Source organism: Niabella aquatica (assembly GCF_054779315.1).
The window spans coordinates 422491-447149 of sequence record NZ_BAAGYM010000003.1; the positions used below are offsets into that span (position 1 = coordinate 422491).

Genomic DNA, 24659 nt, shown 5'->3' on the forward strand with positions numbered 1-24659 from the left:
AATATATCTATTTTGTTGAAACGAACTCCTTCGGCTGTTTAAACCACTCTTCAGGGGGCAAAGATTTGAAATAGTTGTAGGTTTCCCGTAAACCTTCTGCCCTGCTGACCTTTGGTTGCCAGCTCAGAATAGTTTTTGCTTTTGTGATATCGGGCTTTCTTTGCTTGGGGTCGTCTACCGGTAATGGTTCATAAACAATTTTAACGGTATTTCCTGTTAAGCTTAATACCTCTTCGGCAAAATCTTTCAGAGATATTTCATCAGGATTACCAATATTTACAGGCCCTGTATAATCGCTTAAAAGGAGGCGGTAGATGCCCTCAACCAGGTCGCTTACATAGCAGAAGCTACGGGTTTGAGATCCATCGCCAAAAACGGTTATGTTTTCTCCCCTTAATGCCTGGCCAATGAATGCAGGCAGCGCCCGTCCGTCATTCAGCCGCATACGGGGGCCGTAGGTATTGAAGATCCGGATAATGCGGGTTTCTACTTTGTGAAAAGTATGATAGGCCATGGTGATGGATTCCAGGTAACGTTTGGCTTCATCATATACACCACGGGGTCCCACCGGGTTTACATTGCCCCAGTATTCTTCTGTTTGGGGATGTACCAAAGGATCGCCATATACCTCACTTGTTGAGGCTACCAGTATCCTTGCACCTTTTGCTTTGGCCAGGCCGAGGCAGTTGTGCGTACCCATAGCCCCTACTTTCAGGGTTTGTATGGGTATTTTCAGGTAATCGATAGGACTGGCCGGGGAAGCAAAATGCAGGATATAATCCAGGCTGCCGGGAATATGGATGTATTTGGTAACATCGTGATGATAAAACTCAAAGTCAGGGTTCGGGAACAGGTGCTCCAGGTTCTTTAAATCTCCTGTAATAAGATTATCCATTGCTATTACATGGTATCCTTCTTTAATAAACCTGTCGCATAAATGTGATCCCAAAAAGCCTGCGGCTCCTGTAATTAGTACCCTTTTCTTCATTTTTTAGTTTTTGCTGTTGATAGTTTTCCGGCCGATGCTGTTATAATGGAATCCTAACTCTTCCATTTTTTCGAGGTTGAAAACGTTTCTGCCATCGAATATTGTTTTGGATTTCAGGTTCTTTACCATTCGCTCAAAATCAGGATTTCTGAACTCGCTCCATTCCGTTACAATCAGTAAAGCATCGGCATTTTTAAGCGCCGAATAGGGGTCCTTTGCATAAGTGATCTTATTTCCCAGAAGGCTTTTTACGTTACCCATAGCTTCAGGATCAAATACCGTTACACTCGCGCCTGCATGCAACAATTCATTTATTAATTCAAGAGAAGGCGCATCGCGGATATCGTCTGTTTCAGGTTTAAATGCCAGTCCCCACATGGCAAAATTTTTGCCTTTGAGGTCGTTCTTATAGTACTTTTTGATCTTTTTGAACAAAACTGTTTTTTGGTTCTTGTTCACCTTCATTACTGTATCCAGTAATTTAAAATCGTACTTATTTTGTTTGGAAGTATGGTGCAACGCCAATACATCTTTAGGAAAACAGCTGCCACCGTAACCGATACCCGGGAACAGGAACCGTTTACCAATACGGCTGTCGCTACCAATACCAATACGTACCAGGTCTACGTTTGCGCCGGTAAGCTCACAAAGATTGGCTACTTCATTCATATACGAAATACGCATAGCCAGGTAGGAGTTGGCAACATATTTAGTCATTTCCGAGCTGCGCTCATCCATAAAATAAATAGGATTTCCCTGGCGGACAAAAGGCTGGTACAATTCGCTCATCATATCACGCGCCCTGTCTGAAGATGTTCCGATTACCACCCTGTCCGGTTTTAAAAAGTCGTCAACTGCAATACCTTCTCTCAGAAATTCTGGATTTGAAACAACATCAAACAGGTCTTCTGATAATTGCTTACCCAGCACTTCCGCTACTTTTTCGGCGGTACCTACGGGCACTGTGCTTTTATTTACAATTACTTTATAGGTTGTTATAATTTTTGATAAATCTTCCGCAACATTTAAAATGTATTTCAGGTCTGCAGAGCCATCTTCGCCCGGAGGAGTGGGCAGGGCCAGGAAAATAATATCAGATTTATCAACAGCAGTTTTCAGGTCTGTAGAGAACAAAATTCTTTTCTCTTTGAGGTTCCGCTGTAAAAGCACATCCAGCCCTGGTTCGTAAATAGGGCACTGACCTTTCTTCAGCTTTGCTATTTTTTCTTTATTTACGTCTACGCAATGAACAATATTACCTGTTTCAGCAAAACAGGTTCCCGTCACTAACCCTACGTATCCCGTTCCAACAACAGCAATTTTCATAATGTATTTTAGTTTATATTTTGAGGACCTTTAAGTATTATAACCGCGAATACCATTTTATCAAACAAGATAAGCTATTTCAACTTACAGCTTTTTTAAATATTCTCCATATCCGCTTTTGATGAGCTCATCTCCCAGCACATCCAGTTGTGCTTTTGTAATAAAGCCATTGCGCCAGGCGATCTCTTCAATACATCCAATTTTGGTACCCTGTCTTTTTTCTATCACCCGCACAAATTCTGCCGCATCGGTAAGCGAATCAAAAGTTCCGGTATCCAACCAGGCGGTGCCCCTGTCTAAAACGGCTACATGCAGCTTCTCCTGCTTTAAATAGATCTTATTTACATCAGTTATTTCATATTCACCACGGGCAGATGGCTCGAGCTGCCTGGCTATGTCCACCACAGAATTATCATAAAAGTATAATCCCGGCACAGCATAATTGGATTTAGGCTGTTGGGGTTTTTCCTCGATCGAAACGGCTTTCATTGCTTCATCAAACTCCACCACACCGTATCTTTCGGGATCGCTTACCCGGTAAGCAAATACATACCCGCCATCCACATCGGCCAGCTTTTTTAGTTGTGTTCCTAAACCCGTTCCATAAAATATATTGTCTCCTAAAACCAGCGCTACCTTATCGTTCCCGATAAATTCCGCCCCAATCACAAATGCCTGGGCCAATCCGTTAGGCTCTTCCTGCACCGCATATTCAAACCGGCATCCCACACGGGAGCCATCACCTAGCAATCTTTTAAACCCCGCATTATCTTCCGGAGTCGTTATAATCAGCACTTCGTTTATACCGGCCATCATCAATACAGATAGCGGATAATAAATCATAGGCTTGTCATAGATAGGCATCAACTGCTTGCTGATTGCTTTTGTTATGGGATAGAGCCTTGTACCGGAGCCGCCTGCGAGAATTATACCTTTCATTAATGCGAATTTTACAAATTGTTGCGAATTACTGCTAATTATGCGAATACCTTGAATTAAGTATGCGTTTATACTTGAGCGATGGCTCACCAAAGTTTACTAATATTCCTAACTTCTTATTAGATGCACGAAGATAATTCAGCACATGCTTTTCTTCTCTTTGTATAAGTACACTCATTGCTTTAACTTCAACAATGATTTCGTTATAACATAGAAAATCGGCTTTAAAATACTTTTTTAAGATAATACCGTCAAACATTACCTGCAATTTCTTCTCTCGTTCAAAGACGATACCCACACGACCAAACTCTTTTTCCAGTGCTTCCATATAAACAGATTCCAAAAACCCCGGGCCTAAAGCAGAGTGCACCCGCATACACGCCCCTACAATCATGTAGCTTTCATCTTTAAATAATATTTCGCCAGATGTATTTAGCATCAATTCGCCATAATTAGCATTAATTAGCATCATACTGCTTCTCATAATACTTCTGATAATCGCCGCTGGTTACATTTTTAAGCCACTCCTGATTACTTAAAAACCAATCAATAGTTTTAGACAAGCCTTCTTCAAAAGTTACGGAAGGCGACCACCCTAATTCTTTGTTGATCTTGGTCGCATCAATAGCATATCTTAAATCGTGCCCCGGACGGTCTTTTACAAAAGTGATCAGTTGCTCGCTGGTGCCCGGCTCGCGGCCTAATTTTTCATCCATCTGCCTGCAAAGTAATTTCACGAGGTCGATATTTTTCCACTCATTAAAACCTCCTACATTATACTTTTCCGCATTTTTCCCTTCATGAAAAACAAGATCAATAGCCCGGGCGTGGTCGATCACATATAGCCAGTCGCGGGTGTACTTTCCATCACCATACACCGGCAGCGGCTTGTGGTTAATGATATTGTGAATCATCAACGGGATCAGCTTTTCGGGGAAATGATTGGGACCGTAATTATTAGAGCAATTGGTTAAAACCACCGGTAATCCATACGTGTCCGCGTAAGCATAAACAAAATGATCTGATGATGCTTTGGAAGCGGAATAGGGAGAGTGGGGATCGTAAGCAGTATCTTCCGTAAAAAAACCCGTATCGCCTAAAGCGCCGTATACCTCATCTGTGGAGACATGATGAAATCTTTTACCTTCAAAATCGTCTTTCCATAGTTCTTTCGCCGCATTTAAAAGATTTACGGTTCCGATTACGTTGGTATAAACAAAGTCTAGGGGAGAGGTAATCGACCTGTCTACATGGCTTTCGGCAGCAAGGTGTATCACGCCATCAGGCTGGTGTTTTGCAAAAATGGCTTTCACGGCTTCGGCATCCACTATATTCACCTTTTCGAAAACATAGTTGGACCGGTCTTCTATATCCTTCAAATTCTCCAGGTTTCCTGCATACGTAAGCGCATCCAGGTTAATAATCTTATAATCGGGGTACTTATTTACAAATAACCGTACAACATGCGAGCCTATAAAACCTGCTCCGCCGGTGATCATAATGGTTTTGCCAGACATGAATTAAAATTAGTTCAGTTAAAATAATTTGCAAATATAGCTGTATGAGACCACATATGGATGCTCCTCACCCGATGTACCGCCTTTATACTTCTTGCTAACAGGATAAAAAATTCTCATCTGTACTAATGAAGGAATGAATACTTTTACTGTAAGTTTGAGGGAGGCCAAGACAATAACCCATGCTCGCCTGTAAGCCTGCCTGTTAAAAATATATACGCATGAAAGTACGCTATCAATCGCTTGATATATTCAGAGGCGCTACCGTATGCCTCATGATACTCGTAAATAACCCCGGCAGCTGGGCACATATTTACCCTCCGTTAAAACATGCTCCCTGGCACGGGCTTACTCCTACCGACCTCGTTTTCCCCTTTTTTCTTTTTGCGGTGGGCAACGCTATGGCCTTTGTAATGCCCCGGCTGAAAGAGCAGGGCGATAGTGCCTTCTGGAAAAAGATATTAAAAAGGACCGTTCTTATTTTTGGAATCGGGCTGTTTTTAAACTGGTACCCTTTTGTGCGCTGGAACGAAGACAGTCTTGAATTTATTGGATGGATCAACCAGTATGACAACGAAAAAGGCGTGCGTATTTTTGGAGTACTGCAGCGTATAGCCGTTTGCTATTTTTTTGCATCTGTTATTGTTTACTATTTGAAGCCTAAAGTTGCTTATTTTACCGGTCTTTTATTGCTCTTGCTATATTGGGCTATATGTGTGCTAGGCAACCCGGCAGACCCTTATAGTATAGAAGGCTGGGTTGGAACAGAAATAGATAAAGCGATCCTGCATATTCCGCACATGTATAAAGGGGAAGGGGTTCCCTTTGACCCCGAGGGGCTCCTGAGCACCCTTCCTGCTATTGTTGAAGTGGTTTTTGGATATTTTGTTGGAATGTATATCAAAAACAATGCGTCCGCTTCAGAACCCAATGCCATCTACAAAACCCTTACGGGGTTGTTTATTGCCGGGGTAGCACTGCTCATAACCGGCTTTTGCTGGGATATGGTGTTTCCGATCAACAAAAAAATATGGACCAGCTCTTATACGGTTTATACGGTCGGACTGGCTATTGTTACGTTAAGCACTATGATCTATTTTATAGAAGTAAAAGGCTACAGGGGCTTCCCCACCCGGTTTTTCGAAGTATTTGGGAAAAACCCATTATTCATTTTTGCATTAAGCGCCTTTCTGCCTAAAACAGCAGCACTTTTTAAATTCCAGGATGGAACTACCTTCTGGAACGTCCTGTACAAAAAGATCTTTATTCATATCCCGGGTGATCCAAGGGCCGGCTCACTTCTTTATGCGCTTTGTATCATTATAATTATGTGGGCTATTTGCTGGTGGCTGGATAAGAAGAAGATTTATATTAAGGTTTAAAGTTTCAGGTTTTAAGGTTTATAGTTTGAGGTTCATCGTCCATTGAACGCCGAACGGGCATTAGCATATTAGCACATTGGCTAATTGGCTCATTCAACCACCATATTCTCAAACTCCAGGCGCCTTAATATCTGCCAGCTGCTAAAGCCTTCCATGCGTTTCAGCAACAGCATTCCTTCTACAATAAATGTGGCAGAAAAGCGGCGATGCTCAAAAGCCGCCCAGCTTTTGTTAAACTGAAAAGGCTGTAATCCCCGGGCAATGGATATTCTTGGCAACTCATTAAACTTTGCATTTTTGAAAACCGGGCCCGCACTTTTTAACCGCTGTATCAGTAACTCAACCGGTTTTACATCTTCAAACGGCATAAATATTTCATTATGGCCTGTTTGATCAAAGTTTCTAAGATGTGCCTTAAAAGGCATAAAGCCTAATGCGATCCTGTACAGCGTATCGGACATTTCCTGCTCCAGAGATTCATTTTGCGAAAACGCCGCCAGGTACACGAACGGTTGTCCGCCTGCTATCGTCATGCCCTTGTATTCCAGGTCAAAAGCAGTCTTCGCTGCTGTTACCTTTTCTTTTATGCCGGCAGGCAAATCCAGTATTAACCGATAATCGTTCAATGGGTCGTATGAAAATAATGCTTCCGGCATAACTACTTATATATAAGCTAATTACAATCTACGTGCCAGTTCCGTGTTAAAAAACGCTAAAAACACCGGCCAAAACAATGGTAGGCCTATTTTTGCATAACGTATGATAAAGAATATGAAAAGGTTAATTGTAATGGTAATGGTGGCAGCAGGTATGACGGTATCCTGTACCCAAAACAATGTAAAAGTGGATGATAGTCCTAAAAAGTACTTCGATGAAAATCATTTAGACGGCTGCTTTGCATTGTTTAACAACGGCACGGGCGTTTTTACTATTTACAACCTTAAACGTTACCGGGACAGCGCCTATTTACCGGCTTCTACTTTTAAGATCATTAATTCGCTGATCGGCCTGCAAACCGGCAAAATTTCAAGCGACAGTATGGTTATCCCATGGGATGGTGTTCAACGCTCTGTGGAAGCATGGAATAAAGATCTGAACATGTACCAGGCATTCCGTGCATCATCCGTTCCTTATTACCAGGAAATAGCGCGCCGTATAGGGAAAGATACCATGCAGTTCTGGCTGGATTCTCTTAAATATGGTGCAGGTAAAGATAAAAAGCCTTATAAAATTTCAAAGATTGACAGTTTCTGGTTAGACAACTCGCTTAAATTGACCCCCGATCAGAACCTCGGCGTGGTGAAGCAATTGTATTTTGATGAACTGCCTTTCTTCAAAATATATCAGCAGAAAGTAAAACACGCGATGTTATTGGAAAATAATTCCAACTATACCCTGGCTTATAAAACGGGCTGGGGCACCACCGATAAAGGTCATGCCCTGGGATGGGTGGTGGGATGGATTGAAGAAAATAAACATCCCTATTTTTTCGTTTTAAATGTTGAATCGCCCGACCCGAATTATGATATGAGTACCGTAAGGCTTAAAATGCTTAAAGCTATTTTAAAGGAATATGGTTTTTTTGAAGGGCAGATGTAGAGGAAGGAATGTAAAATATTGAATTTTAAATATCCAGAAACCTGAAACCGGTAACAAACCATGAACTCCTTCCAGTTTCAATATGCGTTTTTTGCATGGCTCTTTTTAGCGCTTCTTTTCTTTTTGTTACTATTCCTTCGTGTAAACAAATGGAAAAAGCGTACTGCAGAAAAAATAGGTAGTCCATGGCTGGTAAAAGCCATGTTGCGCAGGTACAGCTCCCATCGTTTTACAGTAAAGTTCATACTGATCTGCCTGGCTTTTGTGATGGGCGTTCTGGCCGTGATGAATTTGCGTAAGCCAGGAGGAAGTGATGGCATTGTCCGTAAAGGTATAGACGTAGTATTTGCACTGGATGTAAGCAGAAGCATGCTGGCCGAAGATGTTGCGCCTAATCGCCTGCAAAGGGCTAAACAGCTCATCAGCAAATTAATGGACGCCCTTCCCGACAGCCGTGTAGGCCTGGTGCTTTTCGCAGGCAAAGCCTATTTGCAGATGCCCCTCAGCTCCGATCATGGAGCTGCACAAATGTTCATAAATGAAGCCTCACCAGATGCGGTTCCCATGAAAGGTACGGTGATAAGCGACGCTTTACAGGAAAGCCTGAATGCTTTTGGAGAACGCGATGCCAGGTACAGGGCAGTAGTTTTAATTTCTGACGGAGAAGACCATGATGAAGAAGCTATTGGCCTGTCAAAAGAATTGTCGAAACGCGGATTGATGGTAAATACAGTAGGAATTGGCTCTCCCACCGGAAGCTTCATTCCAGATGACTCTACCAGCGGGCATAAGGTAGACAAGGAAACCGGTATCGAAATTATTTCAAAGCTGAATGAGCAGGAGCTGAAGCAAATAGCGGTCAATACCCATGGTATTTACGTGCATCTGCAAAACAGTGATGATGCTGTAAAGCAGATAACCGCCAACCTTTCCCAGATAGATAAAAAGGTAACCGGCGATACCAGTCTCATGAGCTTTTCCTATTATTTCTGGGTTTTTGTGGCCCTTATGCTGCTGTTGCTCATTTGGGAACAGTTACTGCCGGAAGGAAGGAAAGGCTGACGGATACAGAGAACAGTTAAAGTTGGAAAGTTTAAAAGTTGGAAATTGTTATGCAATTATTTTTAACATTATTATTCTCAGCCCTTGTTTTGCTTGGTGCTGCCCAGAGCCAGCAAAGCTTTATAAAAGAAGGCAATACCTTTTTTAAAAGAGGGCAACTGGCTGAAGCGGTAAAAAGCTATGATAAGGTTACCGAAGAAAAATACAGGTACACCGCACTTTTTAACAAAGGCACAGCTTTATACAAACAAAAAAAGCCCGACGATGCGGTAAAAGCTTACCAGCAGGTTTCCTCATCTGCAGCAGCAACTGCTGCATTAAGATCAGGCGCTTACTATAATACAGGAGTTGTATATAGTAATCAAAATAAAACGGAGGAAAGTATTGAGGCCTATAAGCAGGCATTAAGATTGAACAGCCAGGATGATAATGCCCGGGAGAACTTACAAAAAGCTTTGTCTGAGCAAAAAAGGAGTGGCGGTGGAGGTGGCGAAGAAAAGCCCCAGCCATCTAAATTAGATAAAAGCCAGGCACAGCAGCAGTTAGACAGACTGGAGCAGAAGGAACGAAATACGCAAAGAAAAGCGTCAAATAAAAAAACACAGTTTGGCGGCAGTGTTGGAAAGGACTGGTAGTGTTACAGGAATTATAAGTGGTTTCATTTTAACACTTAATACGCAATGTTCAATAATCAATACTTAGCTTGTATACCAATCTCATAAATGAATATTGAGCGTTGAGTATTGAACATTATTATTTCTGTTTTCACTTAACTTGACCAACTTACGACACAACAATAGTGCTTTTGTTATTGCACCGGGGGCTTAACTGCCTGCCTCGCCAGCAGTATCCATTTACTCCCCTGCTTTTGCCAAACCGTCATAATTTTTAAAGTAATATGGCCGGGCTTGTTATTGTCATTGGTATCTGCATCAAATAAATGGCGTACAATTGCTGTTGTGCCCGTAACATCAATAGTTTGGTCTGTAATATTGATTTTTACAAAGTCAGATGCTCCTGATCTAAAAGTTTGTAAAAACTGCTCTTTATTCTCAACCCTGCCGCTGGAGTGGCCATAGGTTAATTTAGGAGCAGCCAAAGCGCCCAGGGTTTTAATATCACTGTCTTCCAAAGCTTTTATAAACTGGGCCGCGGTTTTTTCTACCTGCTCTGCATAACTGCGTTGCGCCTGGGCATGAATGGAAAAAGCGATTGCTGCAATCAAAAATAATTTTTTCATCTATATATTTTTTTATCTATTACAAGATGGAGTTTCGCATAAAAACCGTCATCCTTACACCTTACACAAATCTTACCAGTAGGCAACTTCTGTAATGCCTCCTACTGCAATATCACCAATTTTTACTTTAATATCAGCATTAAGGGGTAATAACAGATCTACCCGGGAGCCAAATTTAATAAATCCCATTTCCCCGGCCTGCTGCACTTTGCTGCCCACAGAAAGATAATTAACAATACGCTTTGCCAGTGCACCGGCAATCTGCTTGGTCAGCACTTCTTTATCGCCGACACGGTATACATTGGTATGGCGCTCATTTTCGGTAGATGATTTGGGATGCCAGGCTACCAGGTATTTGCCCTTATGATACTGGTTATATACCACTTCGCCGCTTACCGGATTGCGGTTTACATGTACGTTTAAGGGGCTCATAAAAATGGAAACCTGGATGCGTCTGTCGTTAAAATACTCATCGGCCTGCACTTCTTCGATTACCACTACTTTACCATCGCAGGGTGCTATTACAGCATTGGGGTTAATATTATACCTTCTGTCAGGTATCCTGAAAAAAGAGATAACCAATCCCAAAATCACCAATGTTGCTAATAACAGCAGATAAAAGATAACAGGATAAGAAGCAAATAAAAATTTGTATGAAATAAAATTGATAATCAGGAAAAGAATAACCGCAATAGCAATAGAACCCTTTCCTTCACGATGCAATGTCATGTACTGTAATTTTTTGTGCTGCAAAATTACAGATTCTTCCAAGAACAAGTAGCCACAAAAAAATTTGCTAAAGAACAATAGTTAATAAGGACCTTACAAGCTGCTTGCCGGGCATTATTAAAGCATATCCTGCCAGTATCTACTGTACAGGTTATCCTGTTCAATAAGGCAATCATGGCTGCCTGACGCAGTAATGATGCCATTTTCCAGCAGACAGATACGGTCGCAAAAAGATTTTAACACGTGAAGCCGGTGAGTAATAAAGATAATCCCCATTTGTGGCTTTAACCGCATCAATAATTGCAATACAAACTGCTCACCTGTTCTGTCCATAGCGGCAGTTGCTTCATCCAAAATTAAAAGCTGCGGCATTTTATATAATGCCCTGGCCAGCGCTATCATCTGCTTTTGACCACCAGATAAATTGATTCCCCCTTTTCCAACAACAGTCATAAAAGATTGCGGCAAACCATCTATAAAGGAAGCAAAGCCATATCGCTGTAAAAACTGTAATACTTCGCCTGTTCTTTTAGCCGCATCTTCAAAAGCGATATTTTCCAGAATCGTTGTGTTGAAAATATGGGGTTCCTGCGGTACTACACTTATCAGGTTTCGCCAGCTTTGTATATTAACCTGTTTCAGAGATATTTTTCCGTTTACCAGGATATCTCCACATTCATAATCATAATTTTTCAGCAATAATTGAGACAGGGTACTTTTACCACAGCCGTTTTCTCCCATTAAGGCAATGATTTCTCCTTTATTTACAGTAAAGCCGATACTTTTAAGTAATGGTCTGCGTCCGGGAAACCGAAAAGAAAGATTTTTTATAGAAACTGATTGGAAACTACCATTCAAAACTATACCAGCAGCATCTTCCGGCTTACTGTTGGTAAATTCAAACATCCTGTCAAAAGCAATTTTTGCCTCATTAACAGGTATCATAATTAATGCCAGGTTCGCAACCGCTGGCAGCATAGTACCACACATGGAAAGTATGGCTATCAGCGCCCCGGTTTTTAATTCGTTGTTGAGCACCGCATAACAACAATACGCTAAGATACCTGTTAGAAAAACGAGCCCGGATACATTAATGATAAAGGAAAGCCTGATCTGAAAACTGCCCAGGTTAAATACAGCGTCCTGGTATTTTTGATATACAGTATTGTTTGCTGCATTAAAGGCTTCCTGGTGATTCCCCGTTTTTACTGCTTCAATACCCTGCAGGGTAGAGATATAATTAGCCTCAGCCCCGGCATATCCCTGCATCACGTTTTTCTGTCGCCCGATGATGGCGTGATTATTTTTATAAACAAGCAGAAACAGCAATGGCAGCGTCAGCAGGCATATCAATCCCGCGGTGGCGGAATAGGTAAATACAAATACCATTGATACAATAACGGCTAAAATGTCTATCATTATATTACCTGCCAACTGGCTTATTACCCGCTGTATGCGGCTGGTATCGTTGAGACGCGCCGTCATATCCCCAATTTTACGGCTATCGAAAAACGGCTTGGGCAATTGCAGTAAATGCCCGAAGAAAAAGCTGACGATTCTTAGATTGAAACCTCTTGCCTGCTTAATCAAAAAGTGCTGCCGTAATACAGAAAGTCCTTCTTTTACCAGCAACAGCAAAAACACCAGCACAATACCGATGTACAATTTTTCATAGTCCTTATTGGGCAAAACGTCATCTATCAGCCGTTGAGAGAATACAGCCATGACTAATCCTAATGCGGCCACGGCCACGCCTAAGAAAGCGGCAATGCCCAGCATAGGCGCGTCTTCTTTTACAAGATTTTTGATCCAGCTTATTTTTGCTTTTTTTTCATCGGCAGCTTTAATAAATTTTTCATTCGGTTCTAAAGTAAGGCAAGCTTTTGACTGCCATATTTTATCCAGCTCATTTTTGGAGTAATGCACAATGCCTTGAGCAGGATCGCCAATGAGAAACGCCTCACCTCCGCCCCCTCCCCGGCCGGAAAGGGATTTGAGTCCGTAACACACAATATAATGCTGCATATTATCATTAATGGTTACATGTAAAATGCAGGGTTTGCCATGTTCAGCAAGCGCGTTTATATCAGCCTCGCAGCCTTCGGCGGTAAAGCCAACCGCATTAGCCGCGTGATACAAGCCCAGCAAAGTAGTGCCGGTAGTGTTAGTGCCGCTTAAATGCCGCAGGTTTTCCAGCGTATTATTTCCACTATAATATTTTATTAAGGATAAGAGGCAGGCCACGCCACAGTCGGACTGGTCGTGCTGAAGCGCAAACGTTTTACGAATATTTTTTTGCTGCTTAGGCTGCATTTTATTTAATGGCATCTATAATAGCATCTATTTTTACTTCGCCGCTGTACTTTTTTATAAAGCGATTGTCTTTATTATAAATAAAAATTGTTGGTACAGTATTGGCTCCAAATACCCGTTGCATTGTATATTCCCTATCGTGTAATAATTTTATAAATGAGCAGGCCGCTATACTGTAAATACTGTCAAACACCTTTAACTCGCTTACCGGCTGATGAGACACCATTAAAAAATCAGCCTGCTGTAGCTTATTGGCATATTTTACAACCTGCTCTGTTTCGTATTGGCAATGTTCGCAGCCTGTATTGAAGTAAATTATAACCGTGCCTTTAACTTTTATAAGCGAATCATTAGTAAAAGGAGTATTGCTTAAAGTATAAAATGTAAAAGCAGGTAGTATAGCCGTGCGTTGCTCCGCTGCCGTTTTGCTATTGACCCTATTGATTATTTTGTACAGTAAAATACCAATAGCAGAAATAACCAGTAACAGGATAAGCAGTTTTACAATACGCATGGTTACGATAATTGTAAGGTTATGAACACAACAACCAGTACCCATATAAATAGGCCTGTTAAGTATGGTATGCAAAAGCGCTGAACAGCCGCTGATTTAGAAATCCCGAATTGCAAAGCATACAGCTCCGTACCAGCCCAGCAAAACAGCAGTTCCCATAAATTAAGAGTTTGTAAAGGGTACACGGCCCATTTAGGCAATTCGCTCACTTTGTACAAATTGGCCAGCGAGCCGGGCATAAAGCTTAGGTCATCTAATGTATTAACCTCCTTAAAAAAGCCAAGCACCAGGAATTTTACAAAAAGCATGATTACAAAAACATACTCTGCTTTGAGACATACATTAAAATTGCTTTTGAATCCGGCGCGGGAATCACTTAGTAAAGAGCCTGTAGTAACTACACAGGTATTATACAGCACTTTTATATAAAATAATAACGGTATAAATAGATAGCCCAGCCATTTGTACTTGTTCTGAGAGAGATATAAATCCTGAATTCTATCATATGTCAGCTGATCAGCGTATGATGAATAAAATAAGTTTTCTGAATAATACAAATAATTTATAAAATATATTATCGCAAACTGAAATAGCAACAGTATAAAAAAATAAAACCAGTTCCTGATATTTAGAAGTTCAGTATTATACATTTTGAACAAGATTATTTACTTACATGACTGTTATCAAGACTACAACATTGTTGAAAACGGACCTATTGAATCAGACCCTATCAGGATTTTATCATAACTCTTGCTCTCTTTTTAACTTTTTTATTTTCATTCTAATAAAATGCATCATTAATATCAAAGGGATACAACAAACCAAAAGGTATGATTGCTTTGTATCCCAGTATAAGTTTCCTATGCAAAGTAGCGTAATAGTTATTAATGCATTACAAATAAACAGTAAGCCTATTATAGTCTCTCTTTTCATAACTATGATTTAAATTTAAAGGAACTTATGAGTCCAGTTACTAAGAGTCATAAGTTCCTTTAATTGTTATATTAAGCCGCATCCAAATGTACCGCCAAGACCTACAGCAACTGTAAGCCCAAGCGGCATCGCTACTAATGATAGCCCAAAAGCAGCGCCCTCACAAGTTCCTTTTACAAACTCACGCCAATTGAAAGCTGCAGAGATTTCCTCCATTTCCGCTAATTGTAGTTTTTTCATAAAATGATTTTTATATAATGAATATTTTCATTAACACGTTGTAGCAGTACCAGCACCAGCTGCTGCTAAAACAATACCTAAAGGAAACAATCCTGGAATAAATGCTATTACCGTTCCTGCTCCAAACAACCACCCCATTGCTCTTTCGCAAGAGATTTGCTCTTTCCCTCCCTCCACCATTTCCATTTGATTCATCTCGATTTTTTTCATAATTAAAAAGTTTTAAATTTGCTCCACCCCTTTCTGTCGCCACGGAGCGGTTGTTCAGCGTCCAGGTGTTTTTAATGCTAAGGAACGCATTGCTTTGCTTTTTCTTTGTGCGCAAAAAGCTAATATCACGCAATTACAGCGGCTAATAAGTGTTTAAAAAGGAAAATATTCGTCTGGTCAGCAAAATACAATCAGCATCAAATGGTTAAATATTTTCATAAAGTTCGCTTAAAACAGAAATTACAAAATACCATCTAACACTTAAGAATTGAATATTAGAGGTCAGGATTTAACTGAAAATAAAATTAAAGCTTTAACACTTAATTCTGCTTACCTTAACACAAAACAAAATAGATGTTGCATTTGCATCTGTGATTTTAGTGATTTATTCTTGAATCCAAAAGCACCCATCAATAAGGTTAGTAATATAAATAAGTGACTTTACTTATAGTTTAAAGTCACTTATTTAAAAATATTGGTTCTGTTAGCTGTTCCAACAAGCCTGAACAAGACTCCAAGCAGTACCTATATTTCCTGGCATATGTGTTGCAGTTACAGAAAAAATTGGGACTGCAAAAAAACAAAGACTTGCCATTTTACCACCTTGAATAGAGTTCATTTTTTGAACAGAAATATGTTTCATAATAAAGATTTAGGTATTTAATAATTTACTTAGTCTTCCTGCCCTTTAACAAAATTATTGCCGAACACAAAATGCAAAAACATGGAATTGTAAAAATTTCATAGTACGATTTAGTTGGTATGTTGAGCATATTATAATAGCCAAGTAGAATATTTAGAAACAGAATTACCACAGCTATTATCAACAACCTTTTAGCATTCATGAATTGCAATTTTGAGTTAAAAAAGTTTAAAAGCAGTCTCCAGAGGTTGCTACCAAAGCAATTGCAGGCCCCCAAAGTCTTAATCCTACTAACAAAAAGGTACCGGCACCACGTAACATACAGTCTCTATTCGACAATTTTCCACCCGTGACACCCGCCATTTGATTCATTTCAATCTTTTTCATATTTAAAAATATTTAAGTGTTTTCCTCTCCTTTCTTTCGCCACGGAGCGGTTGTTCAGCGTCCAGGTGTTTTTAATGCTAAGGAACGCATTGCTTTGCTTTTTCTTTGTGCGCAAAAAGCTAATCGCACGCAATTACAGCTGCTAATAAGTTTTTAAAAAGGAAAATATTCGTCTGGTCAGCAAAATACAATCAGTATCAAATGGTTAAATATTTTCATAAAGTTCGCTTAAAGTTAAGAAGTTCAAATTGGCAAAACCAAATTAAATTTGCTATAATAATGTTAAAAAAACTAAAGATGCCATTACTTTTTCCCGTGCATCCGCAGCTTAAACATTTTGCATTACTGCTCCAGTACCTGGAAGGTTACCGGTTGCCGGCGATACGCTTTTACTTCACGACCGCTTTGAATAGCCGGCTTCCATTTACCGGATTTTTTTATGACCCGCATCGCTTCCTGTTCCATTCCAAATCCATGATGGGTGAGCGGTTGAATATCACTTATAGAGCCATCTGTAGCCACTATAAACTGTATCATCACCGTGTAGGTACCTGGCGCAGCGCCATTATCTACCGGAACTTCTCCCGAAAGATTCCTTTCGAGAAAACGCTTCCAGTCACCCACATAGGAAGCATCAATTTCCACCTTAATGAACGTTTGGGTGTAATCAATCTCTTCTTTTCTTGTTGATACGATCAGGCCCTTTCCGTCTTCCAATGATTGAGGTGTTACAACTAATCCTATATCTTTTGTTCCTTGCTGTGTAATATTGCTGATACGGGTATCTATCATATCTGCCTGTGCTGGCGGGGGATCTGCTAAATCTTTCTCTGTAAGAACAGGAGTAGTAAATGCTATGCTTTTGATCTTTGGCACTTCTACTTTGGAAGCAGGAGGCTGTGGCAGGGGTTCGGGTAGTTTTTCCTCAACAGGTTTAATATCTTCAATTACCAGATTATCATAAATTTTTACAAGCGGGGCCGGCTCTGCTTTTGAAAAAGTATTTTTAAGCCAGGCGCTTCCCCCGATAATAATGCAAATGCCCGCTGTGAGCAACATGGCCTTGGTCATTCTTTGCTGATAGTTTTTACGAAGCTCATACGCACCGTAAGATTTGTTCCTGCCATCGAATACAATGTCGAGCAGGTTTGCCGTAAGGATCTTTGTTGTTTCCATGATTTTTAAGTTAATAATTTGAGATTTGAGATGGCTGATTTGAAATGGCTAATGTTGACCGTGAATCATACTCCGTACATTATACACACTCCACCCATTACCCTCCCGGATTTATTTTTTGAGCATTAAAAAGTGAGCATGCTTACTTTACCAAGCGGAGAGCCGCTAACTCATTTTCATCAGGATCCAGCAATGCGTAGCGGGCAATTTTATTAATAGCCATTTCATCCAGCACAGCAACAATCGTTTTATAATCTGCGTCAGCAGTGGGTTTTATTAAAAGGGTGAGATTTTTTTGCCGGCAATCGTCCATACCTGTTTTGTTAGCAACGGCCCTGGCTTCACAGGCTGCATCAGGTATATAATTTGATATTACCTCATGTTTTTTACGTACTATTTCTTTCCTGATACTGCTTAATGAGCTTTGTGTAAAGTTTGATCCATCTGCTGCGGGCGCTCCTTCATAATAGAACAGCTCACCCTCTTTATCTACAATAATAGTTAACGCCCCGGATTGTGGTATTAAAGACGGCGGGCCCTCTGTTTTAGGCATAAACAGGTTCATCGCATTGGGCTCGCTTAATGCCGAGGTAAAGATGAAAAAAGTGATCAGCAAAAAGCCCAGGTCCACCATAGGAGTCATATCAATACGTAGCGAAAGGGGCCTGTGTTTTCTCGCAAAACCGTGCTGATGGCGTATCGCGCCTTGGTTTATGTTTATACCTGCCATGTTGCTATGCCTTTGCTATTAAGAAACAAAAGCGCATTTTTTCCATAAATGTCCGGAACAGGTCGCCAGGAGGCGACAGAATAATATTGCGAAGCGAGGACGCTTCGCACAGCGCGGGGCGACCATATAAGGTGTGAAGCATTCTCGCTTCACATAGCGGGGTAGGACAGATCTGGCCGTCCCGGTCTGACCATGTCCGGTACTATTTCTTTAACCAAACATTATTAACACGGTTCCAGTCTGGCAGGGTTTTATCAGGATCAATTCTTACTTCCTTTATTTCACTGGTAGTAGATACCGCAAAAGTATAGGTACCGCTGCGTTGCCATATTTCAACAGGGAATGACAGGCGTTGTTCCTGCCCGCTATTTTCTTTTACCAACACAGTAACAGGCATGGGCATTTGCTCCAGGTTTTCGATAGTAATAACTGCTCCGTTTACAGGTAAATTATTTTTATAGGCAACAGATTTTACTGCCTGGTCGATCTTCCACGAATGCAGCACCCAGCCGCGCCAGAACCAGGCAAGATCTTCTCCGCCAACATTTTCCATAGTACGGAAAAAATCCCATGGGGCGGGATGCCTGTATGCCCACCGGTTAATATATTCTTTAAATGCCGCATCAAACCGCTTTATGCCTAATACATTATTTCTTAAAGTGTGTAACATCTGGGCAGGTTTATAATAGGCTGTAACACCCAGGCTACTTTGCTGAACAGCATCAGGAATAGTATGTATTCCATCTATATATTCACCGAAAGAGCTCCTGGCTTCCTCTTCACTTTGTTTTTGATGAAACTCACCATTGTTAAATGCCTCTGTAGAAAGATCATTAATGAAGGTATTAAAGCCTTCATCCATCCATGCATACTTCCTTTCATTGCTTCCTACTATCATTGGGAACCAGGTGTGGCCAAATTCATGATCAGTTACGCCCCAAAGGTCAAAGCCGCTTGCCCTGTACCCGCAAAATACAATGCCGGGATATTCCATACCACCTACAATACCTGCAACATTGGTTGCCGCAGGATAAGGATATTCGAACCATTTGGCGGAGTAATGCTCAATAGATGCTTTGGTAAATTCGGTACTGCGCTGCCATCCGTTCGTTACGATTGACTCTACGGGATACGCGCTTAATGCCATACATTTTTTGCCACTGGGCAAATTGATCCTGGCCCCGTCCAGCACAAACGCTTTCGATGCTGCCCAGGCCACATCACGCGTATTCTGTATTCTGAATTTCCAGGTGTTGGTAGCTTTGATGGGCTTAATACCGGCGTTTACTTCCTGAGCGCTACGAATGAGTACTGTTTTTTCGCTGTTTTTTGCATTGAAATACCGGTTTACTTCCGTGGCAGAAAAGCATTCTGCAGGATTCAGCAACTCGCCTGACCCGACAACGATCATATCTGCGGGTGCAATCACTGTAAATTCAATATCTCCATATTCCAGGTAAAACTCTCCCTGTCCAGTATAGGGTAATACGTTCCAGCCCTGCAAATCATCATATACACACATACGCGGGAACCATTGGGCAATTTCATATATCCACCCGTTTTTTGTATGCAGCCTGCCCATGCGGTCTGTTCCATACTCAGGAATTTTAAACGACCAGTTCATGTATAGCTTTACCTTGCCGGCATTTTTTAAAGATTCCTGCAGCCACAGCTGCATACGGGTATCGGTTATAGTATATTCAGGCGTATATTTTTTACCGTTCACTTCAACCGAAACTGATTGGATAATGTCTCCTTCTGTAAAGCCTGTGTTTGCCCAACGGCCCCCTGCAGCCGTAGTAGTGGCTGAGCCACGTGAATCCTTCCGATAAATATTCTGGTCCAGCTGTAACCATAAGAACTTCAGGTTATCGGGGCTGTTGTTAGTATACAGAAGCTCTTCTGATCCGGTTATAATATGATTAACCGTATCAATAGTGCAGCTGATCTTATAATCAGCCCTGTTCTGCCAGTATTTAGGCCCCGGCTCACCACTGGCGCTACGGTATTCGTTTCCAGGGTACGGATAGAACTGCGGATCAAAAGCTTCTTTAGCATTGTACCTGGATTTTGTTTGAGCAAAAGCTGACCAGCCACTCGTTATTAAAAGAAAAGCAAACAGGAATTTACATCTCATGCAAAAAAATTTAAAGGATTGAATTTACAGTAATTTCCTGAAGCAGACCTATAAACGAACGCAAAATATGATGGACGGTAAATCACCGGCAACAGCCGTTACCAATACACTTTTAGAAATATCCTAGAAAGACAACTGCACTTTTTTTTCGGGATATACCAGCTTATTACTGATCCGCCGGCCATTATATATGAAATGGATAATATTTACCTGATCGTCAAACAGGTCATATAAAACCGTTTTTTCAACAGTAATATTTTTAGGATCGAAAACAGGGGCATTCGCTACCGTATAAACATACACCGCTTCGCGATCTAGCTCCCAGCCTAACAGATTAAGCGGCAATACCTTATCGCCATTTTTAACACTAAGATGCGATGTTATGTACTTATCGATCAGTACGGTCATCTGCGGCCTTAAGGCCTTAGCGGAAAGATCGGTTTTCTGCCTGTACAATTTTGCCAGTATCGTTTCAAGATCATCCGTAAAAATTTTTGTGCTGATCTCCACCTTTTTGCTTTTTGCATCGTACTCCATTTCCGTGGCGCTTACATGGTAAGGATGTACATTTGTAAAGCATAAAAGCAGACTTAAAAGCCATTGCTGAATGAATACTGCTAACATATTTTTCAAAAATAGTGATGAAGATAGAAAACCCGCTTCATTCGTTGCTCGAAAAGCAGCATTACTTGTGCGGGTATTGTTAATTTTTAATCTTTAAACCTGCTAACTTCACAGGAATATGAACGATTTTGGTTTTTATTTTACTGAAGGATGGAAGCATATCATCAGCACTGATGCCCTGGATCACCAGTTGTTTATTGTAGTATTAGCAGTTGTTTATACTTTCAAAGACTGGAAAAAAGTGCTGATACTGGTAACGGCATTCACTATCGGCCATTCACTTACCTTAGCGCTCAGTGTGCTGGACATTATACGCATTTCATCTTCCTGGGTAGAATTCCTGATCCCTGTAACTATTGTACTTACAGCACTCTGGAACATGGTCAGCGGCAACCCTGTAAAAAAGATAAACAGCAACTATTTTTTGGCGCTCTTTTTTGGTCTTATACACGGCCTGGGCTTTGCCAACTCTATCAGGATGATGCTGGCCAGCGACCAATCGCTGGGCTGGGGGCTTTTTGGTTTTAATGTCGGGCTGGAGGCCGGCCAGGTGGTGGTGGTGTTGATCATCCTGCTGATCAGCAAACTTCTATCCGATTTTATAAAAATTCCTCAAAGAGTTTATATATTCGTAGTATCACTCGCTGTTTTTATTTTTGCAACAAAAATGGCAATTGAAAGGATTCCGGGTTAATTTTTATTGTCCCCACGATAAACAGGGCGTATTTCTGTTTGTCCGGTTGGCAAACCTGCCGGCTCTTACGAAAAAATTCTACCCATTTCAGGAGCTGTGGAGTGGGTTATTACCAGGAATACATCTTCTCTACAAAAATGACTTATAGATATGACGCAAAACAAGCAAATTGAAATTCCATTAGGCACCGTATTATATCCATTGTTTTTTACCGCCTGTATTATTTTGTATAGCTGTGTTTCGGCACAGGATATTCAAAACAATCCCACCAGCAACCACGGTAATAAATTTGAGCAGTTGGGAACCATTTTGCCAACACCCAATGAATACCGAACTGCCAGCGGCGCACCGGGGCCTAAATACTGGCAGCAGCGTTGCGATTACGATATACAATGCGTGCTGGATGAAAAAAATAATATTTTAACCGGAAGCGAAACATTGAACTACTTCAATAATTCGCCGGATGTGCTTACCTATATCTGGTTCCAGTTAGATGAAAATCAACATAGCAACCTCAATAATGCCAACTACCAAAAGGCATCTCAAATGCCTGTGGCTTTAACTGATGGTATGCTGGCGGCAATGGAAGAAGAGCTTAGCCCGATGGATAACGGGAAAGGAGTCAGGATAAAAAAAATAACAGATGCGAACAGTACGCCACTGAAATATACGATTAACAAAACCATGATGCGGGTAGATCTGCCAACACCCTTAAAGCCCGGCCAGAAATATATTTTAAAAATTGACTGGTGGTACAAAATTACAGACCGTATGAAATACGGTGGCCGCGGAGGATATGAGCATTTTGCAGAAGATGGCAATAACCTGTATACCATAGCACAGTGGTATCCACGTGTATGTGTATACAGCGATTTCCAGGGATGGCAAAACCATCAGTTCACAGGCCGCGGAGAATTTGCCTTAACCTTTGGTAACTATAATGTTCAAATGACAGTACCTGCCGATCATATTGTTGGCGCTACCGGCGAATGTCAAAACTATGCACAGGTTTTAAGTCCTGCACAAATGGCAAGGTATAACCAGGCTACAAAAGCAAAAGAACCTCTTGAAATCGTAACGCTTGCCGAGGCTACTGCCGCAGAAAAAACCAAAAGCAGCAAAACCAAAACATGGATATTCAAAGCCGACAATGTGAGGGATTTTGCCTGGACCGCTTCCCGGAAGTTTGTGTGGGACGCCATGCCACAGCTGGTAAACGGTAAAAAAATCATGTGTATGAGCTTCTATGGTAAAGAAGCTTACCCGTTGTACAGAAAATTTTCAACCCTTGCTGTAGCGCATACCATTAAAACGTATTCGGACTTTACGTTCCCTTATCCTTATCCCGTTGCCCAGAGCGTGGAGGCTGCCAATGGTATGGAATACCCGATGATCTGCTTCAACTTTGGACGAACTGAAAAAGACGGCACTTACAGCGAATCTGTAAAAAACGGGATGATCGGTGTGATCATACACGAAGTGGGGCACAATTTTTTCCCGATGATCGTAAACAGCGATGAACGCCAGTGGACATGGATGGATGAAGGACTGAACAGTTTTGTAGAATATCTTACTGAAGAATTATGGGACAATAAATTCCCTACTAAAAAAGGATGGGCAGGCGCTATTGTAGACTATATGAAGCTGCCCAAAGAGCAACTGGAGCCTATAATGACCAATTCTGAAAATATCATCGGCTTTGGCCCGAATGCCTATACCAAACCGGCAACAGCTTTAAACATTTTACGCGAAACGATTATGGGGCGCGAGCTGTTCGATTTTGCTTTTAAAGAATACGCGCGCCGCTGGGCCTTCAAACATCCTACACCTGCTGATCTTTTTCGTACTATGGAAGATGCCAGCGGAGAAGACTTAGACTGGTTCTGGCGCGGCTGGTTTTATGGCATACAGCCGGTTGATATTTCTTTAGATACCGTTAAATATGCAAAAGCAGACTTAAGCAGTGCGCTACCTGAAAGTAAGTCTGTACAGGAGAAGGTAGCAGCTCCGGCGGCCAACCCTTATGATGACATTTCCAAGATCCGCAACAGGGGTGATAAAAATCTCCGTTTTTATACTGATGTTAACCCCGAAGCCCGTGATTTTTACTGGCGCTATGCGCGCGGCATGGAGAAAGTAGATACCACCCAAACCTTTACAGTTGATATACCCATGACCGTTACTGCACTTACGCCGGAAGCAAAAGAAAAATTTGCTAACAAATATTTTTATGAACTGAGCTTTAGCAATAAAGGAGGCCTGGTAATGCCGATCATCATTGAATGGACGTATAAAGACGGCAGCAAGGAAACAGACCGTATACCCGCACAAATATGGAGGCATAACGAGCAGCAGGTAAAAAAATTCTTTGTGAAAGATAAAGAAGTAGCTTCCATCCTGTTAGACCCGCTACAGGAAACAGCTGATATTGATGTAACCAACAATGCCTGGGGCACTATGCCCGCACCCACAAGGTTTAAAGCCTTCTCTCAAAAAACAGATGGAGGTGCGCGCCGCGGGCAAAGCGTTGGAAAAAACCCGATGCAGGCGGCAAAGTAAGCGTTTCGTTGATAAGTTGAAAAGTTCATGGGTTGACAGGAGAAACCCCTCTCAACCTTTTTTATTATTCCGGATATTGTTCAGTTCCTTGTAACGCATAATGAGTAAGGGAGCAAGGCTTAGAAGTAACGGGATGATGGCCTTGGCCAATACTTTTTCTTTGCCGGAAAATAAAAGAAAGGCCATCATTATTAATGGGTATATAATAATTAGCGCAAGCCCGGCTTTAGAAGCAATAAAGCCGGGCGTTCTTTCAATAAAATGACTGCCTTGTAAATTATTATACTTTTCAATCTTTTCAAAGAACCGGTCAATGATCTCTTCCGTTTGCAGCATGGTGCCTTTTACTTTTTTCCTGTACACCATGGGGAGCCTTACAATATGAGAGGTGCTCCTGAATACAAACTTTCTCTGATTGACCACCTGGCTTGAAATATCAAAGAAGGAAAAACTATTCAGCTCATTCATATTTATATCCTCGCGTCTTTTTACATCGCCATTCTTATCCAGGTATTCTAATGTAAAGCCAGTAGCTGTTTCTGAAACCTTGATAAAAGAACCGAAGTATGTAGGAAAAAATATGATGTAGGATATACACAGCAAAAACAGAACAGCAAAGGTTATAATGAAGAATTGTCGTAAAAAGTCAATCTCTCTCGTTAAATAGGAAAAAATTATACATGCAATTGAAATCAAAAGCCATTGCCAAACAATATG

Annotated in this window: 26 protein-coding genes; 6 read left to right on the plus strand and 20 right to left on the minus strand. The window is 41.2% G+C overall.

The genetic code is table 11. The features are described 5' to 3' along the window. Positions 1 to 7: 7 nt before the first annotated feature. From ACYVBM_RS03455 to rfbB, 5 genes are all read right to left on the minus strand, one after another. Entirely contained in the window at positions 8 to 988 is a 981-nt protein-coding gene (locus ACYVBM_RS03455) for a UDP-glucuronic acid decarboxylase family protein (RefSeq protein ID WP_460684218.1), read from the minus strand. Between the two features lie 3 nt (positions 989 to 991). Beyond that, positions 992 to 2314 (minus strand): UDP-glucose dehydrogenase family protein, encoded by a 1323-nt coding sequence (locus ACYVBM_RS03460; RefSeq protein ID WP_460684219.1) that lies wholly within the window; start codon positions 2312 to 2314, stop codon positions 992 to 994. 84 nt (positions 2315 to 2398) lie between these two features. After that, positions 2399 to 3253 (minus strand): glucose-1-phosphate thymidylyltransferase RfbA, encoded by an 855-nt coding sequence (gene rfbA / locus ACYVBM_RS03465; protein ID WP_460684220.1) that lies wholly within the window; start codon positions 3251 to 3253, stop codon positions 2399 to 2401. Between the two features lie 34 nt (positions 3254 to 3287). Then, the gene (locus ACYVBM_RS03470) at positions 3288 to 3737 is read right to left on the minus strand and encodes a GxxExxY protein (protein ID WP_460684221.1); all 450 of its coding nucleotides are present in this window, start codon (positions 3735 to 3737) and stop codon (positions 3288 to 3290) included. Further along, positions 3712 to 4770 (minus strand): dTDP-glucose 4,6-dehydratase, encoded by a 1059-nt coding sequence (gene rfbB / locus ACYVBM_RS03475; RefSeq protein ID WP_460684222.1) that lies wholly within the window; start codon positions 4768 to 4770, stop codon positions 3712 to 3714. Before rfbB ends, ACYVBM_RS03470 begins: the two co-directional genes overlap by 26 nt. 221 nt (positions 4771 to 4991) lie before the next feature. Here rfbB and ACYVBM_RS03480 point away from each other — a divergent pair, with 221 nt between their 5' ends. Continuing rightward, on the plus strand, positions 4992 to 6152 hold the full coding sequence (locus ACYVBM_RS03480; protein ID WP_460684223.1) for an acyltransferase family protein: 1161 nt from the start codon (positions 4992 to 4994) through the stop codon (positions 6150 to 6152). An 89-nt stretch (positions 6153 to 6241) separates the two neighbouring features. Here ACYVBM_RS03480 and ACYVBM_RS03485 read toward each other — a convergent pair whose 3' ends face one another. Further along, on the minus strand, positions 6242 to 6808 hold the full coding sequence (locus tag ACYVBM_RS03485) for a hypothetical protein (RefSeq protein WP_460684224.1): 567 nt from the start codon (positions 6806 to 6808) through the stop codon (positions 6242 to 6244). Positions 6809 to 6923: 115 nt separating this feature from the next. Here ACYVBM_RS03485 and ACYVBM_RS03490 point away from each other — a divergent pair, with 115 nt between their 5' ends. From ACYVBM_RS03490 to ACYVBM_RS03500, 3 genes are read left to right on the plus strand one after another with little or no spacing between them, the layout of a single operon-like run. Next, the gene (locus ACYVBM_RS03490) at positions 6924 to 7751 is read left to right on the plus strand and encodes a penicillin-binding transpeptidase domain-containing protein (RefSeq protein ID WP_460684225.1); all 828 of its coding nucleotides are present in this window, start codon (positions 6924 to 6926) and stop codon (positions 7749 to 7751) included. 60 nt (positions 7752 to 7811) lie between these two features. After that, a complete protein-coding gene (locus tag ACYVBM_RS03495; protein WP_460684226.1) occupies positions 7812 to 8813 on the plus strand; it encodes a VWA domain-containing protein in 1002 nt (333 codons plus the stop codon). A 50-nt stretch (positions 8814 to 8863) separates the two neighbouring features. After that, positions 8864 to 9448 carry a tetratricopeptide repeat protein gene (locus ACYVBM_RS03500; RefSeq protein WP_460684227.1) on the plus strand — a complete coding sequence of 195 codons (585 nt, stop codon included), beginning with the start codon at positions 8864 to 8866 and terminating at the stop codon, positions 9446 to 9448. 173 nt (positions 9449 to 9621) lie between these two features. On the opposite strand, the gene ACYVBM_RS03505 is transcribed toward ACYVBM_RS03500, so the two are convergent. The 13 genes from ACYVBM_RS03505 to ACYVBM_RS03565 all read right to left on the minus strand — a co-directional run bounded on the left by ACYVBM_RS03505 (position 9622) and on the right by ACYVBM_RS03565 (position 20689). Next, on the minus strand, positions 9622 to 10053 hold the full coding sequence (locus tag ACYVBM_RS03505) for a nuclear transport factor 2 family protein (RefSeq protein WP_460684228.1): 432 nt from the start codon (positions 10051 to 10053) through the stop codon (positions 9622 to 9624). Between the two features lie 72 nt (positions 10054 to 10125). Further along, positions 10126 to 10782, minus strand: a complete 657-nt coding sequence (locus tag ACYVBM_RS03510; RefSeq protein WP_460684229.1) for a phosphatidylserine decarboxylase family protein — start codon at positions 10780 to 10782, stop codon at positions 10126 to 10128. 117 nt (positions 10783 to 10899) lie between these two features. Further along, positions 10900 to 13110 (minus strand): peptidase domain-containing ABC transporter, encoded by a 2211-nt coding sequence (locus ACYVBM_RS03515; RefSeq protein ID WP_460684230.1) that lies wholly within the window; start codon positions 13108 to 13110, stop codon positions 10900 to 10902. Further along, entirely contained in the window at positions 13097 to 13609 is a 513-nt protein-coding gene (locus ACYVBM_RS03520) for a peroxiredoxin family protein (RefSeq protein ID WP_460684231.1), read from the minus strand. Before ACYVBM_RS03520 ends, ACYVBM_RS03515 begins: the two co-directional genes overlap by 14 nt. 2 nt (positions 13610 to 13611) lie before the next feature. Next, positions 13612 to 14028, minus strand: a complete 417-nt coding sequence (locus ACYVBM_RS03525) for a hypothetical protein (RefSeq protein WP_460684232.1) — start codon at positions 14026 to 14028, stop codon at positions 13612 to 13614. A 580-nt stretch (positions 14029 to 14608) separates the two neighbouring features. Then, the gene (locus tag ACYVBM_RS03530) at positions 14609 to 14782 is read right to left on the minus strand and encodes a hypothetical protein (RefSeq protein WP_460684233.1); all 174 of its coding nucleotides are present in this window, start codon (positions 14780 to 14782) and stop codon (positions 14609 to 14611) included. Between the two features lie 30 nt (positions 14783 to 14812). Continuing rightward, positions 14813 to 14992, minus strand: a complete 180-nt coding sequence (locus ACYVBM_RS03535) for a hypothetical protein (protein WP_460684234.1) — start codon at positions 14990 to 14992, stop codon at positions 14813 to 14815. A gap of 484 nt (positions 14993 to 15476) precedes the next feature. Beyond that, on the minus strand, positions 15477 to 15635 hold the full coding sequence (locus tag ACYVBM_RS03540; protein WP_460684235.1) for a hypothetical protein: 159 nt from the start codon (positions 15633 to 15635) through the stop codon (positions 15477 to 15479). 228 nt (positions 15636 to 15863) lie between these two features. Continuing rightward, on the minus strand, positions 15864 to 16022 hold the full coding sequence (locus ACYVBM_RS03545) for a hypothetical protein (protein WP_460684236.1): 159 nt from the start codon (positions 16020 to 16022) through the stop codon (positions 15864 to 15866). Positions 16023 to 16364: 342 nt separating this feature from the next. Continuing rightward, positions 16365 to 17198, minus strand: coding sequence for an energy transducer TonB (locus tag ACYVBM_RS03550; protein WP_460684237.1), 834 nt, complete (start codon positions 17196 to 17198; stop codon positions 16365 to 16367). Positions 17199 to 17340: 142 nt separating this feature from the next. Next, positions 17341 to 17928 (minus strand): ExbD/TolR family protein, encoded by a 588-nt coding sequence (locus ACYVBM_RS03555; protein ID WP_460684238.1) that lies wholly within the window; start codon positions 17926 to 17928, stop codon positions 17341 to 17343. A gap of 202 nt (positions 17929 to 18130) precedes the next feature. Next, on the minus strand, positions 18131 to 20065 hold the full coding sequence (locus ACYVBM_RS03560; protein WP_460684239.1) for a M1 family metallopeptidase: 1935 nt from the start codon (positions 20063 to 20065) through the stop codon (positions 18131 to 18133). Between the two features lie 123 nt (positions 20066 to 20188). Continuing rightward, positions 20189 to 20689, minus strand: a complete 501-nt coding sequence (locus tag ACYVBM_RS03565) for a DUF6702 family protein (RefSeq protein ID WP_460684240.1) — start codon at positions 20687 to 20689, stop codon at positions 20189 to 20191. 118 nt (positions 20690 to 20807) lie between these two features. Between ACYVBM_RS03565 and ACYVBM_RS03570 the strand changes: the two genes are divergently transcribed. Both ACYVBM_RS03570 and ACYVBM_RS03575 read left to right on the plus strand, forming a co-directional pair. Continuing rightward, entirely contained in the window at positions 20808 to 21383 is a 576-nt protein-coding gene (locus ACYVBM_RS03570) for a HupE/UreJ family protein (RefSeq protein ID WP_460684241.1), read from the plus strand. Between the two features lie 150 nt (positions 21384 to 21533). Then, the gene (locus ACYVBM_RS03575; protein WP_460684242.1) at positions 21534 to 23942 is read left to right on the plus strand and encodes a M1 family metallopeptidase; all 2409 of its coding nucleotides are present in this window, start codon (positions 21534 to 21536) and stop codon (positions 23940 to 23942) included. A gap of 51 nt (positions 23943 to 23993) precedes the next feature. On the opposite strand, the gene ACYVBM_RS03580 is transcribed toward ACYVBM_RS03575, so the two are convergent. Further along, positions 23994 to 24545 carry a hypothetical protein gene (locus ACYVBM_RS03580; protein ID WP_460684243.1) on the minus strand — a complete coding sequence of 184 codons (552 nt, stop codon included), beginning with the start codon at positions 24543 to 24545 and terminating at the stop codon, positions 23994 to 23996. Positions 24546 to 24659 lie beyond the last annotated feature (114 nt).

Coding starts and splice junctions, on each gene's coding strand:
- ACYVBM_RS03455 (WP_460684218.1), bottom strand. CDS start 988: ATGAAGAAAAGGGTACTAATTACAGGAGCCGCAGGCTTTTTGGGATCA.
- ACYVBM_RS03520 (WP_460684231.1), bottom strand. CDS start 13,609: ATGCGTATTGTAAAACTGCTTATCCTGTTACTGGTTATTTCTGCTATT.
- ACYVBM_RS03470 (WP_460684221.1), bottom strand. CDS start 3,737: ATGAGAAGCAGTATGATGCTAATTAATGCTAATTATGGCGAATTGATG.
- rfbA (WP_460684220.1), bottom strand. CDS start 3,253: ATGAAAGGTATAATTCTCGCAGGCGGCTCCGGTACAAGGCTCTATCCC.
- ACYVBM_RS03545 (WP_460684236.1), bottom strand. CDS start 16,022: ATGAAAAAGATTGAAATGAATCAAATGGCGGGTGTCACGGGTGGAAAA.
- ACYVBM_RS03480 (WP_460684223.1), top strand. CDS start 4,992: ATGAAAGTACGCTATCAATCGCTTGATATATTCAGAGGCGCTACCGTA.
- ACYVBM_RS03565 (WP_460684240.1), bottom strand. CDS start 20,689: ATGTTAGCAGTATTCATTCAGCAATGGCTTTTAAGTCTGCTTTTATGC.
- ACYVBM_RS03515 (WP_460684230.1), bottom strand. CDS start 13,110: ATGCCATTAAATAAAATGCAGCCTAAGCAGCAAAAAAATATTCGTAAA.
- ACYVBM_RS03575 (WP_460684242.1), top strand. CDS start 21,534: ATGACGCAAAACAAGCAAATTGAAATTCCATTAGGCACCGTATTATAT.
- rfbB (WP_460684222.1), bottom strand. CDS start 4,770: ATGTCTGGCAAAACCATTATGATCACCGGCGGAGCAGGTTTTATAGGC.
- ACYVBM_RS03540 (WP_460684235.1), bottom strand. CDS start 15,635: ATGAAACATATTTCTGTTCAAAAAATGAACTCTATTCAAGGTGGTAAA.
- ACYVBM_RS03560 (WP_460684239.1), bottom strand. CDS start 20,065: ATGAGATGTAAATTCCTGTTTGCTTTTCTTTTAATAACGAGTGGCTGG.
- ACYVBM_RS03570 (WP_460684241.1), top strand. CDS start 20,808: ATGAACGATTTTGGTTTTTATTTTACTGAAGGATGGAAGCATATCATC.
- ACYVBM_RS03500 (WP_460684227.1), top strand. CDS start 8,864: ATGCAATTATTTTTAACATTATTATTCTCAGCCCTTGTTTTGCTTGGT.
- ACYVBM_RS03510 (WP_460684229.1), bottom strand. CDS start 10,782: ATGACATTGCATCGTGAAGGAAAGGGTTCTATTGCTATTGCGGTTATT.
- ACYVBM_RS03485 (WP_460684224.1), bottom strand. CDS start 6,808: ATGCCGGAAGCATTATTTTCATACGACCCATTGAACGATTATCGGTTA.
- ACYVBM_RS03550 (WP_460684237.1), bottom strand. CDS start 17,198: ATGGAAACAACAAAGATCCTTACGGCAAACCTGCTCGACATTGTATTC.
- ACYVBM_RS03490 (WP_460684225.1), top strand. CDS start 6,924: ATGAAAAGGTTAATTGTAATGGTAATGGTGGCAGCAGGTATGACGGTA.
- ACYVBM_RS03460 (WP_460684219.1), bottom strand. CDS start 2,314: ATGAAAATTGCTGTTGTTGGAACGGGATACGTAGGGTTAGTGACGGGA.
- ACYVBM_RS03555 (WP_460684238.1), bottom strand. CDS start 17,928: ATGGCAGGTATAAACATAAACCAAGGCGCGATACGCCATCAGCACGGT.
- ACYVBM_RS03495 (WP_460684226.1), top strand. CDS start 7,812: ATGAACTCCTTCCAGTTTCAATATGCGTTTTTTGCATGGCTCTTTTTA.
- ACYVBM_RS03530 (WP_460684233.1), bottom strand. CDS start 14,782: ATGAAAAAACTACAATTAGCGGAAATGGAGGAAATCTCTGCAGCTTTC.
- ACYVBM_RS03535 (WP_460684234.1), bottom strand. CDS start 14,992: ATGAAAAAAATCGAGATGAATCAAATGGAAATGGTGGAGGGAGGGAAA.
- ACYVBM_RS03505 (WP_460684228.1), bottom strand. CDS start 10,053: ATGAAAAAATTATTTTTGATTGCAGCAATCGCTTTTTCCATTCATGCC.